We start from the raw sequence: 16,580 nt of genomic DNA on the forward strand, positions 1-16,580 counted from the left end.
CCAGGCCCAGGCGGCACAGGCAAGGACGGGTTCCGGCCGGTTCCATACGGCGGTGTACCCGAGGGGTAAGCGGCTCCACCGCGCCCCTGGGGCCCGGAGGACGAACTGTCGGTTTCACGACTCAAGGCAGGTTCTCCCGGTTGGCTCCGCCGCCCGCGTGCCGTGCGCGGGCAGCTCGGCGGCCCGACCACCATACTGGCCGGGGCCCGCACGCAACTGTCCTAGGGGAATCAGGGGTTCCCCTTCAACCCCCCCACGCCCCCTCCGAGCAGCCCGCGGACCCCCGCCCAACCCCCGTGAACGCACACCCCGACCGAGTTCAACGGCACGTCACTTGCCGGACTGCGCGGCCGAAACCGGCCCCTCGAACGGGCCTCGCAGCGTGGCACACATCACAGCCAGGATCGTCCCACCCAAAAGGTAGGCGTACATGCCGATTCCGGACGAACCGAGCAGGAAGTCGCCCTCGGGTCGCGGCACGCCGAGCACCACGTAGGCGAGGAACCAGCCGAGCGCCCCGGCGCCCACGCCGAGCCCGGACCCGACCGCGATCCGGCCGCCGAGGAACAGCCCGAAGAGCGCCAGCAGTCCCAGCAGCAGCCCGCCGGGGAACCACAGGTCCACGACGAGCCAGCCGGCCGCGCCGGTCAGCACGCCGACGGCCAACAGGCCGAGCAGGGTGGCGATCCGCCCGGGGGTCAGGGTGCCGCTCACGCCTCCACCCCCGCGAACAGGTCGTGCTCGCGCGTCCCCTGCGCAGCGCCGGGGCTGCCCGCGACCAGCTCGTAGTACTCGTGGGCGAACAGCGGCTGCGCGAGGTCGTTGGAGAGCGCGAAGAAGGGTCCGTCCACGGCGATCTGCGTGGCGTGGGCGCGCATCGCGGCGGCCTTGGCCGCCACGAACGCCTCGCCGGCCCCGATCTCGGCGGTGATCCGGTCGTCGGCGACGACCCCGGGCACGTCCTGCGGCGAAGCCACCCCCGGGAAGGGCGTCTTGGTCCCCGCCGCCTTCAGCCGGGCGAAGCCCTCCTCGACCACGGAGCGCGGCACGCGGTTCCAGTAGATCTTCCCGATCCGCCACGGGTCGCCGAGGTCCCGGCGGTACGTGGGCTCCGCGGCCAGCTCCGCGCCGCGCATGGCGACCCGGTGGGCCTGGATGTGGTCGGGGTGCCCGTAGCCGCCGTCCGGGTCGTACGTGACGAGCACCTGCGGACGGACCTCGCGGATCACCTCGACGAGGTGGGCGGCGGCCTCGTCCACGTCCGCGGACCAGAAGGACCCGGGCCGGCGGTTCTGCTCGGCGCCCATCATCCCGGAGTCCCGGAAGCGGCCGGGGCCGCCGAGGAATCGGTGGTCGGTGACGCCGAGTTCCGCCATGGCGTCGGCGAGCTCGCCGATGCGGTGGGGGCCCAGGGTGTCGTCGCGGTCGGGCGCCAGGTGGGCGAGGTCCGGCGGGATGACCTCGCCCTCTTCGCCGAGGGTGCAGGTCACGAGCGTGACGTGGGCACCCTCGGCCGCGTACTTGGCCATGGTGACGCCGTTGTTGATCGACTCGTCGTCCGGGTGCGCGTGCACCAGGAGCAGCCGACGGGCGGGAAGACCGTTCATGGGGCCAAGCCTACGATCAAGCGGCGGGCGTCCTACAGCTTGAGGCCGCTGATCATGCTGGCCACGTTCGTGGTCAGCTGGCTGAGGGTCGGCGCGATGGTCGAGCTCGCCAAGTAGAACCCGAGGAGCACACAGACAGCGGCGTGGCCCGCCTTCAGGCCCGACCGGCGGACCAGCAGGAAGACGACGATCGCCAGCAGCACCACGGCCGAGATCGAGAGTGCCACGGCGTTTCACCTCCACGTCGAGCGGACATCGGTACGCGTACTCGTACTCACTGCTCGGCGGAGTACATACCCACCGTGCGCTACGGATCATAACTATCCGTACCAGCGCATCGATCGAATTCCGGCAGCACGAGGGGCGCACGCCGCGCATGCGCAGGGTCACGGGGTGGGCCGGCCGGGGAGCCTGTACGCCTCCCCGGCCGGCTGTCGGCACCCGCACGGCCGCACGGAACCCAGGCTGCACGCCCCAGATCTCGGGACAGAAACGGTCAAGTTGCCTGCACGTAAACCGGGTTGGCGGGAAGGTGACCCTAACGGAGCGAATCCGCGCGGGGTGGCCGGATTTCGCCTGCGAAATGACAGGCCGAGGGGTGGGCCGCCGGGCCCGACGGAAAGGCCTCCGGAACGGCCAGCAGCGGGACCTCGTCCGTACAGCGCTGCTGCGCCTTCCAGCAGCGGGTGCGGAACGGACAGCCGGACGGCGGATTGGCCGGGGAGGGCACGTCGCCGGTCAGGATGATCCGCTCCCGGTGGGCCCGCGCCTGCGGGTCCGGGACGGGCACGGCCGACAGCAGGGCCTGGGTGTACGGGTGGGTGGGGTGGTCGTAGATCTGGGTGTCGGTGCCGATCTCCACCACCCGGCCCAGGTACATCACACCGACCCGGTCGGAGATGTGCCGCACGATCGAGAGGTCGTGCGCGATGAACACGTACGACAGGTCGAACTCGTTCTGGAGCCGCTCCAGGAGGTTGATCACCTGGGCCTGGACGGAGACGTCGAGCGCGGAGACCGGCTCGTCCGCCACGATGACCTCCGGCCGCAGGGCGAGGCCGCGGGCGATGCCGATGCGCTGGCGCTGGCCGCCGGAGAACTGGTGCGGGTACCGGTTGATGTACTCCGGGTTGAGTCCGACCACGTCGAGGAGTTCCCGGACCCTGCGGCGCCGGTCGCCCTTCGGGGCCACCTCGGGGTGGATGTCGTACGGCTCCCCGATGATGTCGCCGACCGTCATGCGCGGGTTCAGCGAGGTGTACGGGTCCTGGAACACCATCTGGATGTTGCGGCGGACGGCCTTGAGGGCCCGGCCGGACAGCTTGGTGATGTCCTCGCCCTTGTAGGAGATCGCACCGGCCGTCGGGCGTTCCAGGTTGACCAGCATCTTGGCGACGCTGGACTTGCCGCAGCCGGACTCGCCGACGATGCCGAGCGTTTCGCCGCGGGCGAGGCCGAAGGAGACCCCGTCGACGGCCTTGACCGCGCCGACCTGCTTCTTGAAGAGGATTCCCTGGGTCAGCGGGTAGTGCTTGACGAGGTCCTTGACCTCCAGGATGGTCTCAGCCACCGAGGCACTCCTTCCAGAAGAAGCACGCGCTCTCGCGGCCTTGGCCCACCTGCGCGAGCGGCGGTACGTCGGTGCGGCAGACCGCCTGGGCCATCGGGCAGCGCGGGTTGAAGGCGCAGCCGGACGGGATGGCCAGCAGGTTCGGCGGCAGGCCCTTGATCGCGTACAGCTCCTGGCCCTTCTGGTCCAGGCGCGGGATGGACTCGAGCAGGCCGCGGGTGTACGGGTGCGCGGGCGCGGCGTAGATCTCGTGGACGGGGGCCGCCTCGACGATCCGTCCCGCGTACATGACCGCGATCTTGTCGGCGACGTCGGCGACGACGCCGAGGTCGTGGGTGATCAGGATGAGCCCCATGTTGAGCTCGCGCTGGAGCTCCGCGAGCAGGTCCATGACCTGGGCCTGGACGGTCACGTCGAGGGCCGTCGTCGGCTCGTCCGCGATGATCAGCGAAGGCTCCAGTGCCAGCGCCATCGCGATCATGATGCGCTGGCGCATGCCGCCCGAGAACTGGTGCGGGTAGTCCCCCACCCGCTCCCGCGCCGCCGGGATCTTCACCCGGTCCATCAGCTCGACGGCCCTGGCCTTGGCGTCCTTGCGCGACATGCCGCGGTGGACCTCGTACATCTCGCCCAGCTGTGCGCCCACGCTGAGCACCGGGTTCAGGGAGGACAGGGCGTCCTGGAAGATCATCGCCATGTCGGCGCCGCGGATCCTGCGCCGTTCCTCCTCCTTCATCTTCAGCAGGTCCTTGCCCTTGAAGAGGATCTCGCCGCCCGCGATCCGGCCGGGCGGGATGTCGAGGATGCCCATCACGGCCTGGGCGGTCACGGACTTGCCCGAGCCGGACTCGCCGAGCACGGCGAGCGTCTCGCCCTCGCCCACCGAGTAGTTGACGCCGTTGACGGCCTTGGCGACTCCGTCCCGCGTACGGAACTCCACATGGAGGTCGCGGACTTCGAGCAGCATGTGCCCACTCCTCAGCGCAGTTTGGGGTCGAGGGCGTCGCGCACCGCGTCGCCGAGCATGATGAACGCGAGCACCGTCAGGCTCAGCGCGCCCGCCGGCCAGAGCAGCATGTGCGGGGCGTTGCGGATCTGCGGGGCCGCGTTGGAGATGTCGATGCCCCAGGAGACGGTGGGCGGGCGCAGGCCGACGCCGAGGAAGGACAGGGTGGCCTCCAGGGCGATGTACGTGCCGAGCGCGATGGTGGCGACGACGATGACCGGCGCGACGGCGTTGGGCGCGACGTGCCGCAGCAGCATGCGGCCGTTGCCCGCGCCGAGCGCCCGGGCGGCCTGGACGTAGTCGTTCTGTTTGGCGGTGATGACGGAGCCGCGGCCGATGCGGGCGATCTGCGGCCAGCCGAGGAGCACGATGAAGCCGACGACCGGCCAGACGGTGGTGCTGGTGACCACGGAGAGGAAGACCAGGCCGCCGAGGACGACGGGGATGCCGAAGAAGATGTCCGCGACCCGGGAGAGCAGCGAGTCGCCCCAGCCGCCGAAGAACCCGGCGAGCCCGCCGAGCACCGATCCGAGCAGGGCCGCGCCGAGGGTGGCGCAGACGCCGACGGTGATGGAGGCGCGGGCTCCGTAGACGGTGCGGGTGTAGACGTCGCAGCCCTGGGTGTCGTAGCCGAAGGGATGGCCGGGCGAGGAGCCCTGCTGGGACTTGGACAGGTCGCACTGGAGCGGATCGCCACTGGCGATGAGCTGCGGCCAGATCGCGATGATCACCAGGAAGAGGATCATCAGGGAGGAGATGATGAAGACGGGGTTGCGGCGCAGCTGGTGCCAGGCGTCGGACCACAGGGAGCGGGCCTTCTCCTGCGGGCCGGGCCCGGGCGGCTGGTCGCCCAGCGCCTTCTCGAGGCTCTCCGCCTCGTCGAGCGCCAGATCCATGGGCCCGCCCTGGCCGGTGGGGGCGATGGCCTCTCCCTTTCCGGGTTCCAATGGGTCGTAGAGGGGCTCGCTGCGCTCAGGCATAACGGATCCTCGGGTCCAGGACCGCGTAGAGCAGGTCGACGAGCAGGTTCGCCACCAGGAAGACGATGACGAGGATGGTCACGAATCCGACCACCGTCGGGGAGTTGTTGCGCAGGATGCCCTGGTAGAGCTGGTATCCGACGCCGTGGATGTTGAAGATCCGCTCGGTGACGATGGCGCCGCCCATCAGGGCGCCGATGTCGGTGCCGATGAAGGTGACGACGGGGATCAGCGAGTTGCGCAGCAGGTGGCGGGTGACGACCCGGCGGCGCGGCAGGCCCTTGGCGACGGCGGTGCGCACGTAGTCGGCCTTGACGTTCTCGGCGATGGAGGTGCGCGAGAGCCGGGTGACGTAGGCGAGGGAGACCAGCGCGAGCACGATGCCGGGCAGGATCAGCTCGTTGAAGGGGGCGTCCGGGGAGACGGTGGGCCGGACCCAGCCCCACTTGACGCCGAAGAGATACTGGAGCAGGTAGCCCGTCACGAACGTCGGCACGGAGATGACGACGAGGGTGAGCACCAGCACGCCGGTGTCCACGGACTTGCCGCGGCGCAGGCCGCTGATCACACCGAGGGTGATGCCGATGACGACCTCGAAGAAGATCGCGACGATGGTCAGGCGCAGGGTGACGGGGAAGGCCGAGGCCATCAGCTCGGTGACGGGCTGGCCGTTGAAGGCCGTGCCGAAGTCGCCCTTGAAGATCTGGCCCATGTAGTGGAGGTACTGCTCCCACAGCGGGCGGTCGAGGTAGAGGTCCTTGCGGATGCGCGCGGCGGTGGCGGGGTCGGGCGCCTTGTCGCCGAAGAGGGCGGCGACCGGGTCGCCGAGCGCGTACACCATGAAGAAGATCAGGAACGTGCTGCCGATGAACACCGGGATCATCTGGAGCAGCCGCCGGATCACATAACGTCCCATGGACTGCTCCAGGATCGATCCGACGGAGGGTCAGCTGACCTTGATCTCGTTGTAGACGGGGACGCTGAACTGGTTGAGCGCCACGTCCGAGAGGCGCTCCGCGTAGCCCGCGCTGCCGTTCTGGTACCAGAGCGGGATGGAGGGCATCTGCGCGACGAGGATCTTCTCGGCGTCCTGGAACTTCGCGATGGCCTTGGCCGCGTCGCTCTCCTGGTTCGCCTCGTCGACGAGCTTGTCGAAGTCCGCGTTGCTGAACTTCCCGTAGTTGGAGGAGGCGCCCGTGTAGTAGAGCGGCTGGAGGAAGTTCTGGATCAGCGGGTAGTCGGCCTGCCAGCCGGAGCGGAAGGGGCCGGTCAGCTTGAAGGCGCTCTGCTGGTTGCGGAAGTCCGCGAAGGTGCCGATCGGGTTGACCGTGCAGACCGGGCCCTCGCCGATCGCGTTGTTGATGCTGTTGCAGACGGCGTCCATCCACTCGCGGTGCGAGCCGGTGTCCACGTTGGACGTCAGGGTGACCTTGCCGCCGGGCAGCCCGCCGGCGTCCTGGATGAGCTTCTTCGCCGCGGCCGGGTCGTACTTGCAGGCGTCGCCGCAGAGCGTGGCGCTGAAGCCGCCCTTCTCGCCGAGGGCCGGGGAGGTCCAGTCCTTGGCCGGGGTGCGGGTCTCGCGGAAGATCTGCTTGGTGATCTCGTCGCGGTTGATGGCCATGGAGATGCCGCGGCGGACGTTCTCCATCCCCTCCTTGCCCCACTGCGGGTCGTACAGCGGGAAGGTGAGGGTCTGGATGATGAGGGCCGGCTGGTTGATGTACCGGTCGCCGAGGTCGTTCTTGACGTTCTTCAGCTGCTGCGCGGGGACGTCGTCGACGAGGTCGAGGTTGCCGGAGATCAGGTCCGTGTAGGCGGTGTTGTTGTCGGTGTAGACCTTGAGGTCGACGCCGCTGTTCTGCGCCTTGTCCTCCCCCGGGTAGCCGTCCCAGGTGCGCAGCTTCATGCCGGTGCCCTTGGTGTACGAGTCCACCGCGTACGGGCCGTTGCCGATGGGCTTGTTCAGCCAGCCGGCGTGGTCGGTGAAGAAGGCCTTGGGCAGGGGGGAGAAGGCCTGGTAGCCGAGGGTCTCGGGCCAGGTGGAGAACTTGTTCTTCAGGGCCACGGTGAAGGTCTTGGGGTCCTTGACGACCAGTCCGGACATCGTCTTGGCCTTGGGCTCCCCGGAGGCGGGGTGGAGGTCCGCGTAGCCCACGATGTCGGAGAAGAACGGCGAGTTGTTCTGCTTGTTGCGCACGTCCGCGCCGTAGTTCCAGGCGTCCACGAACGACTGCGCGGTGACCGGCTCGTCGTTGCTGAACTTCCAGCCGTCCTTCAGCGTGATGGTGAAGTTCTGGCTGTCGGTCGTCTCGATCTTCTCGGCGAGCATGTTCTTGGCCTCGCCGGTCTTCGGGTCGTACCGCTTGAGGCCCCGGAAGATCATGTCGAGGACCTTGCCGCCCTGCACCTCGTTGGTGTTGGCCGGCTCCAGCGGGTTCTGCGGGTCACCCCAGGAGGAGCTGACGATTCCCGCGCCGCCGCCGCCTCCGCCGCTGTCGCTACCGCCGCAGGCCGTCGCCGCGAGGGCGACGGCCACCGCACATGCGGCCCACTTGGCGTGGGTGGCTCCGCGCATGGAGTGCCTCCTATGGCTCCCAAGACTCACTTAGGGCCCAATGTCACCCTATGTGGGGGCCGGAACACCCGTCGTTGGACCGATTGCACCCTCGCGTCCCGCGGCTGTCACCCGCGCGAGTGCAAACTCAGCTCCCAGGTGTCCACCGCGTAGTGCAGGCGCATGCCGTGCGCCTCGTACAGCGCGAGCGCGCCGGTCTCGTTGCGGGTGTCGACGCCGAGGCCCAGGGTGTCCCGGCCGCGGGCCGCGTAGGCGGCGAAGGCGTGGCGCAGCAGGAAGCCGCCGATGCCGCGGCCCCGCAGGTCGGAGCGGACACCGAGGTGGCTGAGCCAGGCCATGCTGGTGCGGTCGTCGCGGGTGAGCAGGACGCCCGCGTCGCCGGCGCCGGGCAGGCTCGCGATCCAGACCAGGGACCAGTCGAGGGCGCGGGCGTCGAGGTGGTCCAGCCACGCCTCGTAGGGGCGGTGCACGTGGCCGAAGTGGGCGGAGAAGGTGTCCTCCACCAGGGCGTGGACCCGGCGGCGGTCGGCCTCGTCGGCGGCGCAGTCGCGCAGGAGGAGCCCGCCGGGAGCGGAGGGCGGCAGGTCGGCGGCCGGGGACAGGGACCGGGTCATCACCTGGTGGTGGCGTACGGGCCGGTAGCCGCGGCCGGGCAGCACGTCGGCGTCGAGGACGGGCTTCGCGTGGAGCTGGAGCCGCATGACGGCGTCCACCGCTCCGGCGGTGAGCTCGCGGGCCCGGGCCTCCATCAGCTCCAGCAGCCGGACGGCGGCGGCGCGACGGCCGGGCAGCACGTAGTGCTCGGAGTCGACCCTGCCGGGCCCGGAGTCGGCCCACACCTGGGCGTAGGCCACGAGTCCGCCCCCCTCGAAGGCCAGCCAGGAGTCCTTGGCCAGGTCGATCCCGGGGTGGTGGAGGTCGGCCTCGACCGCGGCGAGATCGCTCTCCGGTCTGCCGATCTCGATGAGGTCGACGGCGTTGAGCAGGGCGCAGATGTCGGACGCGTCCCCGGGCCCGGCGGGCCGTACGGTCAGTGTGCTCCGGCTGCGGCGGGCGTACGGTGTCGCGGTCACCCGACCACTCTCCGCCCGCCGCGGGGGCCGCCGCAACCGCCTTTCGGCGCGGCCCCGGCGGGCGTCAGTTGAGCTCGACGTGCGCCAGGTCGATGCGGCCCTGCGCGTCGACCCCGACGTTCTTCACGGTCTTGGAGTAGGCCACGGCCGACATGTAGGTGAAGACCGGGATGTACGGGAGGTCCCTGATGACGATGTCGTCGGCCTGCTGGTAGAGCTTCAGGCTCTCGGCCGGGTCGGTCGCCCGGTCGGCGGCGGCGAGGACCGCCTCGAACTCGTCGTTCCCGTAGCGCCCGAAGTTGGAGCCGTTGGCGATGGCCTCCTTCGAGAAGACCGGGCGCAGGTAGTTCTCCGCCGCCGGGTAGTCCATGGCCCAGCCCATGCGGAAGGCGCCCTTGAACTTCTGCGACTTCACGTCGTCGATCAGCGCGGCGGAGCTCGGGTAGGGCTTCGCGGTGGCCTCGACGCCGAGGTTCGCCTTCAGCTGCGCGGCGACGGCCTCGATCCACTCCTTGTGGCCGCCGTCCTCGTTGTAGCCGAGCTCCAGCTTGTTGCCCGGTACGCCGCCCGCCTGCTGGAACAGCGCCTTCGCCTTGCTCGGGTTGTACGTGCCCGCTTCGCCCAGGGCGCCCCTGCGGTAGCCGGGGACGATCGGGCTGATGAAGTCGTCGGCCGGCTTGCGGGTGCCCTGGAAGATCTTCTTGGAGATGGCCTCGCGGTCGATGGCCATCGAGATCGCCCTGCGGATCTCGACCTTGCCGAAGGTCTCGGGGTTGGCCTCCAGCGGGAGGCCGAGGTAGCCGACGGAGGCTTCCGGCTTGTAGATGTAGCGGTCGCCGAACTCCTCGGAGACGGTGGCGAGCGCGGAGACCGGCAGTTTGTCGGTGATCTGCAGGGCGTTCCTGTGCAGGTCGCCGTAGGCCTCGTCCAGGTCGTCGTAGATCTTGAAGGTCACGCCGTCGAGCTTGGCGCGCCCCTCGACCGGGTACTTGTCGTACTTCTTGACCTTGATCTGCTTGTGGTGCTCCCACCTGCCGTCCATGCGGAACGGGCCGTTTCCGATCGGCGCTTCGCCGAAGCCCTTCGGGTCGGCCTCGAACGCCTTGGGCAGCGGGTAGAAGGCGTCGTATCCCAGCACGGTCCTGAACTGGGAGAACGGCGCCTTCAGGGTGACGGTGAACGTCCGGTCGTCGATGACCCGCAGGCCTTTGAGCTCCTTGGCGGTGGGCGTCCTGCCCTTGCCCGGGGCCAGCTCCTCCGAGCCCTCGATCTTCGAGAAGAAGCCCATCGCCTCGGCGGTGTTCTCCTGGTTGGCACCCCAGTTCCAGGCCCGGACGAAGGACTGCGCGTCGACCTTCTCGCCGTTGTGGAAGGTGTACCCGTCCTTGATCCTGATCGTCCAGGTCTTCGAGTCCGTGGTGTCGACGGACTCGGCGATCGCCAGCTTGGGCTCGTTGGTCTTCGTGTCGTACGTGACCAGGCCGGTGAAGAGGGCGTGGAGGACTTCCGCGCCCTCGGTCTCGGCCGTCTCCTGCCCCACCAGCCCGTGCTGCGGCTCTCCGAGGACCACGGTGATGTGCCCGCCGGTGCGGCCGGCCTCCGTGTCCTCACCGGCGCTGCACGCCGTGGCGGCCATCGCCACGACGACGGCACCGACGATCCACTGGGCGCTCGCTGTGCGCATGGGTGGTGTCTCCTCGGGAGTCGCTTTCGATGGGGCGGGAAAAACGGACGGGGCCCAGCCGCGATCGGCTGGGCCCCCTCCTGCCGTTCCGGCGGGATCAGACGGCCAGGACGGCCTTCTCCTCCGCGAAGTGGCACGCCGACTCGTGCGCGGCCAGGGTGTTCACGCCCTGGAAGCGCGTCGGGATCGCCAGCAGCGGCTCCTCCGTGGAGCAGCGCTCCTCGGCCTTCCAGCAGCGGGTGCGGAAGCGGCAGCCCGACGGCGGGTTGGCCGGGGAGGGGACGTCACCGGTGAGGATGATCCGCTCGCGGCCCTCGCGGGCCTCCGGGTCCGGGACGGGGACGGCCGACAGCAGCGCCTGGGTGTACGGGTGCGTGGGGTGGTCGTAGATCTGGGTGTCGGTGCCGATCTCGGCCAGCTTGCCCAGGTACATGACGCCCACGCGGTCCGAGATGTGCCGGACGATCGAGAGGTCGTGCGCGATGAAGATGTAGGAGAGGTTGAACTCCTGCTGCAGCTTCTCCATCAGGTTGATGACCTGCGCCTGCACCGACACGTCGAGCGCGGAGACCGGCTCGTCGCAGATGATGATCTCCGGGTTGAGCGCGAGGCCGCGGGCGATGCCGATGCGCTGGCGCTGGCCGCCGGAGAACTGGTGCGGGTACCGGTTGATGTACTCCGGGTTGAGGCCCACGACGTCCAGGAGCTCCTGGACCTTGCGGCGCCGGTCGCCCTTGGGAGCCACCTCGGGGTGGATCTCGTAGGTCTCCCCGATGATGTCGCCGACCGTCATGCGCGGGTTCAGCGAGGTGTACGGGTCCTGGAACACCATCTGGATGTTGCGGCGGACGGCCTTCAGCGCGCGCCCGGACAGCTTGGTGATGTCCTGGCCCTTGTAGAAGACCTCGCCCGCGGTGGCCCGCTCCAGGTTCATCAGCAGCTTGGCGACGGTGGACTTGCCACAGCCGGACTCACCGACGATGCCCAGCGTCTCGCCCTGGTACAGGTCGAAGCTGATGCCGTCGACGGCCTTGACCGCGCCGACCTGCTTCTTGAACAGGATGCCCTGGGTCAGCGGGAAGTGCTTGACCAGGTTGCGGACCTGGAGGATCGGCTCGCCCTGGGGGGCGGTCTTGGTGAGCTCAGCCATGGAGCTGCTCCTTCCAGAAGTGGCAGGCGCTGGCGCGGCCGGGCAGCTCGGAGCCGTCCTGCTCGCTGACCACCTGGAGCAGGGGCACGTCGGTACGGCAGATGTCCTGCGCAACGGTGCAGCGCGGGTTGAACGAGCAGCCGGTCGGCAGCCGCAGGAGGTTGGGCGGCAGACCCTTGATCGCGAAGAGGTCCTGGCCCTTCTGGTCCAGGCGCGGGATCGAGTCCAGCAGACCGCGGGTGTACGGGTGCGCCGGGCGCTTGTAGATCTCGTGCACCGGGGCCGTCTCGACGATCCGGCCGGCGTACATGACCGCGATCTTGTCCGCGACGTCGGCGACGACGCCGAGGTCGTGGGTGATCAGGATCAGGCCCATGTTGAGCTCGCGCTGGAGCTCCGCGAGCAGGTCCATGACCTGGGCCTGGACGGTCACGTCGAGAGCCGTGGTCGGCTCGTCCGCGATGATCAGGTCCGGCTCCAGCGCGATCGCCATGGCGATCATGATGCGCTGGCGCATACCGCCGGAGAAGTGGTGCGGGTAGTCGTCCACACGCTCCTTCGCCGCCGGGATCTTGACCTTGTCCATCAGCTCGATGGCCTTGAGGCGGGCTTCCTTCTTCGACAGGCCCTGGTGGACGCGGAACATCTCGCCCAGCTGGTAGCCGACGGAGAGCACCGGGTTCAGGGAGGAGAGGGCGTCCTGGAAGATCATGGCGATCTTCCGGCCGCGCAGCTTGCGCCGCTCCTCGAAGCTCATCTTGAGCATGTCCTGACCGCGGAAGAGGATCTCGCCCTGCGGGATCTTGCCGGGGGGCATGTCGAGGATGCCCATGATGGCCTGCGCCGTCACGGACTTGCCCGAGCCGGACTCGCCGAGGACGGCGAGGGTCTCGCCGGCGCTCACGCTGTAGTTGACGCCGTTGACGGCCTTGGCCACGCCGTCGCGGGTGTGGAACTCGACGTGCAGGTCGCGCACTTCGAGGAGCGGGGTCTGCGGGTTCCCGTCACGCGGGGAGGGAACGGTGCTGGTGTTGTCCATGGTGATCACGTACGCCCTCCTCAGCGCAGCTTGGGGTCGAGGGCGTTGCGGACCGCTTCGCCGAGCATGATGAAGGCGAGCACGGTCACGCTGAGCATCAGCGAGGGGTAGAGCAGGATGTGCTCGGCCACGCGGATCTGGGCGGCACCGGCGGAGATGTCCACACCCCACGAGATGGTCGGGGACGCGAGGCCCAGACCCAGGTAGGACAGGGTCGCCTCGGCGCCGACGTAGCCGCCGAGCGCGATCGTGGAGACCACGATCACCGGCGCCATGGCGTTCGGCAGGACGTGCCGGAACAGGATCCGGACGGTGCCGGCGCCCAGCGCCTTCGCGGCGTGCACGTAGTCGGCCTGCTTCACGGTGATCACCGAACCGCGCATGACGCGGGTGATCTGGGTCCAGCCCAGGAAGGCCAGGGCGAAGACGACCGTCCACACCGTGCGCTTGGTGAAGGCCTGGAGGACGACCATCGAGCCGAGCAGGAACGGGATGCCGAAGAAGATGTCGGTGATGCGGGAGATGATCGCGTCCGTGGCGCCACCGAAGTAGCCGGAGATCATGCCCGTGATCGATCCGATGACCGTCACGATCAGCGTCACCGCGACGGCGACGATGATCGAGGCACGGGTGCCGTAGATCAGGCGGGCGTACACGCTGCGGCCCTGGCCGTCGTAACCGAACCAGTCGGGCGAACCTATGCTGCCCAGCTCCGGCTTGGTCAGGAAGTGGTGGACCAGGTCGCCCTTGGTGGGGTCGGCGCTGGTGAACAGGCCCGGGAAGGCGGCGATCAGCAGGAGTACGAAGATCAGCACCGACGACACGAGGAAGTACGGGTTGCGGCGCAGGTCGGCCCAGGCGTCGCCCCACAGACTGCGGGGCTTCTCGTGGGTGACGGGTGCGATCGCGTCGACGGGGGCGACAGCGCCCTCGGTCGACAGGGCTTCGGTCTTGGTCATGTCAGGCATACCGGATCCTCGGGTCCAGGACCGCGTAGAGGAGGTCGACGAGAAGGCTGGCGACGAGGTAGACCACGACGAGGACGGTGACGACACCGACGACGGTCAGGCCTTCGCGACGGATGATCGAGTCGTAGATCAGACCACCGACGCCCTTGACGTTGAAGATGCCCTCGGTGACGACGGCGCCGCCCATGAGGGCGCCGATGTCGGTACCCAGGAAGGTCACGACGGGGATCATCGAGTTGCGCATCAGGTGCACACCGATGACGCGGCGCTTCGGGAGACCCTTGGCGACGGCGGTGCGCACGTAGTCGGCGCGCAGGTTCTCGGCCATCGAGGTGCGGGTCAGACGGGCCACGTAGGCGAGGGACAGCGAGCCGAGCACGATGGCCGGCGTCAGCAGTTCGCCCCAGGTCTCGTTGTTGCTGACGTTGGGTTCGATCCAGCCGAGCTGGAAGGCGAACACCGTCTTGATGATGAAGCCGAGCACGAAGACCGGCATCGAGATGATCAGCAGCGTGAGGATCAGCACCAGGTTGTCCGCCAGCTTGCCGGCCTTGAGGCCGGCGACGATGCCGAGGCCGAGGCCCACGACCATCTCGATGGCGAAGGCCAGCAGGGCCAGGCGGAGCGTGACCGGGAAGGCGCTGCTGAGGACGTCCGTGATCTCACGTCCGCTTCGGATCTGCTTGCCGAAGTCGAAGTGGAACAGGATGTCCGAGATGTAGTTCCAGTACTGCTGCATGATCGGCAGGTCCAGCCCGTGCTCGTGCCGGAGTGCGGCCAGCGTGGCGGGGTCTGTGCCCTTGTCACCGAAGAGTCCGGCCACGGGGTCGCCGGGCAGGCTGTAAACCATCAAGAAGATGAGCAGGGTCGTCCCGAAGAAGACCGGGATCATCTGGAGCAGTCGTCGTGCGACATAGCGCCCCATCATGCCTCCGTAGAAGATGCGGCAGAGGCAGCCGGACGGGCCCTTTCGCCACGCACGCACGTGACGGGATCGTCACTGCGTCGCGAAAGGGCCCCCCGGGCTCTGCATTTAGGCCCGGATGTGGGCCGGCTCCCCGCCGGCCCACATCCGTCGAGCGGAATTACGCTGTGGGACTTACTTCTTGACCTCGACGCCTTCGAGGATCGGGTCGCCGTCCTGGGCGTACTTCACGTTCTGGACCTTCTCCGAGAAGCCCGCGTTGACCTTGTAGTACCAGAGCGGGATCGAGGGCATGTAGTTGACCAGGTCCTTCTCAACGGCCTGGTACGCCTTCACCGACTCGTCGAGCGACGCGGCCGTGTCGGCAGCGGCGATCTTGGCGTCCAGGTCGGGGTTCGAGAAGCCGCCCTGGTTGCCGCCCGCGCCCGTGCGGAACAGGTCGCTGATGAAGTTGGCGTTCACCGGGTAGTCGAGGACCCAGCCGGAGCGGTAGATCGACTTGACCTGCTTGGACTTGCGGGCCTGGAGGTCGGCCTGGAAGTCCGGCTTGGCGTCGCCGGTGCACTTGACGCCGGTGGCCTGGGTGATGCTGTTGCAGACAGCGTCGACCCATTCCTTGTGACCGCCATCCGAGTTGAACTGGATGGAGATCTCGTTGTTCGGAACGCCACCACCGGCGGTGATGAGCTCCTTGGCCTTGGCCGGGTTGTACTTGGTGACGTCACCGGTGGCGTTCGGCGTGTAGCCGAGGACGCCCTTGGCGACCCAGCCCGTGGCCGGCTCGCGGGTGCCCTGGAGCACCGTCTTGGTGATGGTGTCGCGGTCGATCGCCATCGACAGGCCCTGCAGGACCTTCGGGTCGACCGGCTTCGGGGTCTTCCACTGGTCGGCGTAGAAGGCGATGGCCAGGGTCTGGATCGCGGAGTACGCCTGGTCCACGGCGCGGTCGCCGAGGTCGTTGCGGTAGACCGGGAGGTCCTTCGGGCCGATCTGACGCAGGACGTCGACGTTGCCCGACTTCAGGTCCTCGTAGGCGGTCTCGAGGGTGGAGTAGTTCTTGAGAATCACACCACCGTTCTTCGCCTTGTTCTCGCCCTTGTAGTCGTCGAAGCGCGTGAGCTCGATCTGCTTCTTGTGCTCCCACGACTTGAACTTGTACGGGCCGTTGCCGACCGGCTTCTCACCGGCGGCCTTCGGGTCCTTGTAGAAGGACTCGGGCAGCGGGGAGAAGACCTCGTAGCCGAGCTTGTACGCGAAGTACGGAACGGCGTTGCCGAGCTCGATGGTGAAGGTGTTCTCGTCGACGACCTTCAGGCCCTCCAGCGCCTCGGCGGTGGGCTTGGCGCCCTCGGCCTCGGGGTGGAGCGCGTCGAAGCCCTTGATGTCCGCGAACCAGGACGCGTTGCCCTGCTTGTTGTTGATGTTCGCGGCCCAGTTCCAGGCCTTGACGTACGACTCGGCGGTCACCTTGGTGCCGTCGTGGAAGGTCCAGCCCGGCTTGAGCTTGACGGTCCAGAGCTTGCTGTCCTTGGACTCGACCGACTCGGCGTTGACCATGGTCAGCTTGCCGTCGGCGTCGTAGTCGACGAGCTGCGAGAACAGCCCGGACATGACGATCGAGCCGTTCGACTCCATCGTGTCGGCCGGCTGGAGGAGCTTCTCGGGCTCGCCCACCTCGACGGAGTAGATGCCGTTCGGGTCAACCTCACCCTTGCCGGCGGCGTCGCCCTTGTCGTTGCCACCGCAGGCGGTCGCAGCCAGGGCGACGACAATCGCGCCCGCTACCCACTTGGCGCTCTTGGCACCGCGCATGGGTTTCCTCCTCATGAGTCCACTGTTTGATGTGCGGGACACATGGACGTTTCGCCGACACCCCTGACGGCGAGTTGAACAGTGCCCCGAGTGTGCTCGTGAGTCGACGCTCCCCACAGCGTGTGACCCATTGACCCGAGCTCAATGGAGCCATCCTCAGGGACGCCTTGACCGTAAACCACACTTAACTG

The 16,580-nt window shown here is 68.4% G+C and carries 15 protein-coding genes; all 15 read right to left on the bottom strand.

Annotated features, from left to right (window positions below):
• Positions 1 to 330: 330 nt before the first annotated feature.
• The 15 genes from ACFY1T_RS01475 to ACFY1T_RS01545 all read right to left on the bottom strand — a co-directional run bounded on the left by ACFY1T_RS01475 (position 331) and on the right by ACFY1T_RS01545 (position 16,389).
• Positions 331 to 714, bottom strand: coding sequence for a DUF6113 family protein (locus tag ACFY1T_RS01475; protein ID WP_390786506.1), 384 nt, complete (start codon positions 712 to 714; stop codon positions 331 to 333).
• The gene (gene mshB / locus ACFY1T_RS01480; RefSeq protein ID WP_390786507.1) at positions 711 to 1,607 is read right to left on the bottom strand and encodes an N-acetyl-1-D-myo-inositol-2-amino-2-deoxy-alpha-D-glucopyranoside deacetylase; all 897 of its coding nucleotides are present in this window, start codon (positions 1,605 to 1,607) and stop codon (positions 711 to 713) included. Before mshB ends, ACFY1T_RS01475 begins: the two co-directional genes overlap by 4 nt.
• A 32-nt stretch (positions 1,608 to 1,639) precedes the next feature.
• Positions 1,640 to 1,834 carry a hypothetical protein gene (locus tag ACFY1T_RS01485; protein WP_030153401.1) on the bottom strand — a complete coding sequence of 65 codons (195 nt, stop codon included), beginning with the start codon at positions 1,832 to 1,834 and terminating at the stop codon, positions 1,640 to 1,642.
• A 311-nt stretch (positions 1,835 to 2,145) separates the two neighbouring features.
• Positions 2,146 to 3,177, bottom strand: coding sequence for an ABC transporter ATP-binding protein (locus ACFY1T_RS01490; RefSeq protein ID WP_390786508.1), 1,032 nt, complete (start codon positions 3,175 to 3,177; stop codon positions 2,146 to 2,148).
• Positions 3,170 to 4,144 carry an ABC transporter ATP-binding protein gene (locus ACFY1T_RS01495; RefSeq protein WP_390786509.1) on the bottom strand — a complete coding sequence of 325 codons (975 nt, stop codon included), beginning with the start codon at positions 4,142 to 4,144 and terminating at the stop codon, positions 3,170 to 3,172. Before ACFY1T_RS01495 ends, ACFY1T_RS01490 begins: the two co-directional genes overlap by 8 nt.
• Before the next feature lie 11 nt (positions 4,145 to 4,155).
• Positions 4,156 to 5,163, bottom strand: a complete 1,008-nt coding sequence (locus ACFY1T_RS01500; protein WP_384705238.1) for an ABC transporter permease — start codon at positions 5,161 to 5,163, stop codon at positions 4,156 to 4,158.
• On the bottom strand, positions 5,156 to 6,079 hold the full coding sequence (locus tag ACFY1T_RS01505; protein WP_390786510.1) for an ABC transporter permease: 924 nt from the start codon (positions 6,077 to 6,079) through the stop codon (positions 5,156 to 5,158). The genes ACFY1T_RS01500 and ACFY1T_RS01505 overlap by 8 nt, the downstream gene beginning before the upstream one ends.
• 30 nt (positions 6,080 to 6,109) lie before the next feature.
• On the bottom strand, positions 6,110 to 7,738 hold the full coding sequence (locus ACFY1T_RS01510; protein ID WP_390786511.1) for an ABC transporter substrate-binding protein: 1,629 nt from the start codon (positions 7,736 to 7,738) through the stop codon (positions 6,110 to 6,112).
• A gap of 107 nt (positions 7,739 to 7,845) precedes the next feature.
• The gene (locus ACFY1T_RS01515) at positions 7,846 to 8,811 is read right to left on the bottom strand and encodes a GNAT family N-acetyltransferase (protein ID WP_390786512.1); all 966 of its coding nucleotides are present in this window, start codon (positions 8,809 to 8,811) and stop codon (positions 7,846 to 7,848) included.
• Between the two features lie 64 nt (positions 8,812 to 8,875).
• Positions 8,876 to 10,495, bottom strand: a complete 1,620-nt coding sequence (locus ACFY1T_RS01520) for an ABC transporter substrate-binding protein (RefSeq protein WP_390786513.1) — start codon at positions 10,493 to 10,495, stop codon at positions 8,876 to 8,878.
• Positions 10,496 to 10,592: 97 nt separating this feature from the next.
• Positions 10,593 to 11,645, bottom strand: a complete 1,053-nt coding sequence (locus ACFY1T_RS01525; RefSeq protein WP_030868397.1) for an ABC transporter ATP-binding protein — start codon at positions 11,643 to 11,645, stop codon at positions 10,593 to 10,595.
• Complete coding sequence (locus ACFY1T_RS01530; protein WP_390786939.1) at positions 11,638 to 12,684, bottom strand: ABC transporter ATP-binding protein; 1,047 nt, start codon at positions 12,682 to 12,684, stop codon at positions 11,638 to 11,640. Before ACFY1T_RS01530 ends, ACFY1T_RS01525 begins: the two co-directional genes overlap by 8 nt.
• 20 nt (positions 12,685 to 12,704) lie before the next feature.
• Positions 12,705 to 13,652 carry an ABC transporter permease gene (locus ACFY1T_RS01535; RefSeq protein WP_390786514.1) on the bottom strand — a complete coding sequence of 316 codons (948 nt, stop codon included), beginning with the start codon at positions 13,650 to 13,652 and terminating at the stop codon, positions 12,705 to 12,707.
• Positions 13,645 to 14,577: an ABC transporter permease gene (locus ACFY1T_RS01540; protein WP_030868423.1), complete on the bottom strand. Its 933-nt coding sequence runs from the start codon at positions 14,575 to 14,577 to the stop codon at positions 13,645 to 13,647. Before ACFY1T_RS01540 ends, ACFY1T_RS01535 begins: the two co-directional genes overlap by 8 nt.
• Positions 14,578 to 14,751: 174 nt before the next feature.
• Entirely contained in the window at positions 14,752 to 16,389 is a 1,638-nt protein-coding gene (locus ACFY1T_RS01545) for an ABC transporter substrate-binding protein (protein WP_030868426.1), read from the bottom strand.
• Between the last annotated feature and the right edge of the window lie 191 nt (positions 16,390 to 16,580).

This window comes from Streptomyces sp. NPDC001194 (genome assembly GCF_042896985.1).
Taxonomy (GTDB): domain Bacteria; phylum Actinomycetota; class Actinomycetes; order Streptomycetales; family Streptomycetaceae; genus Streptomyces.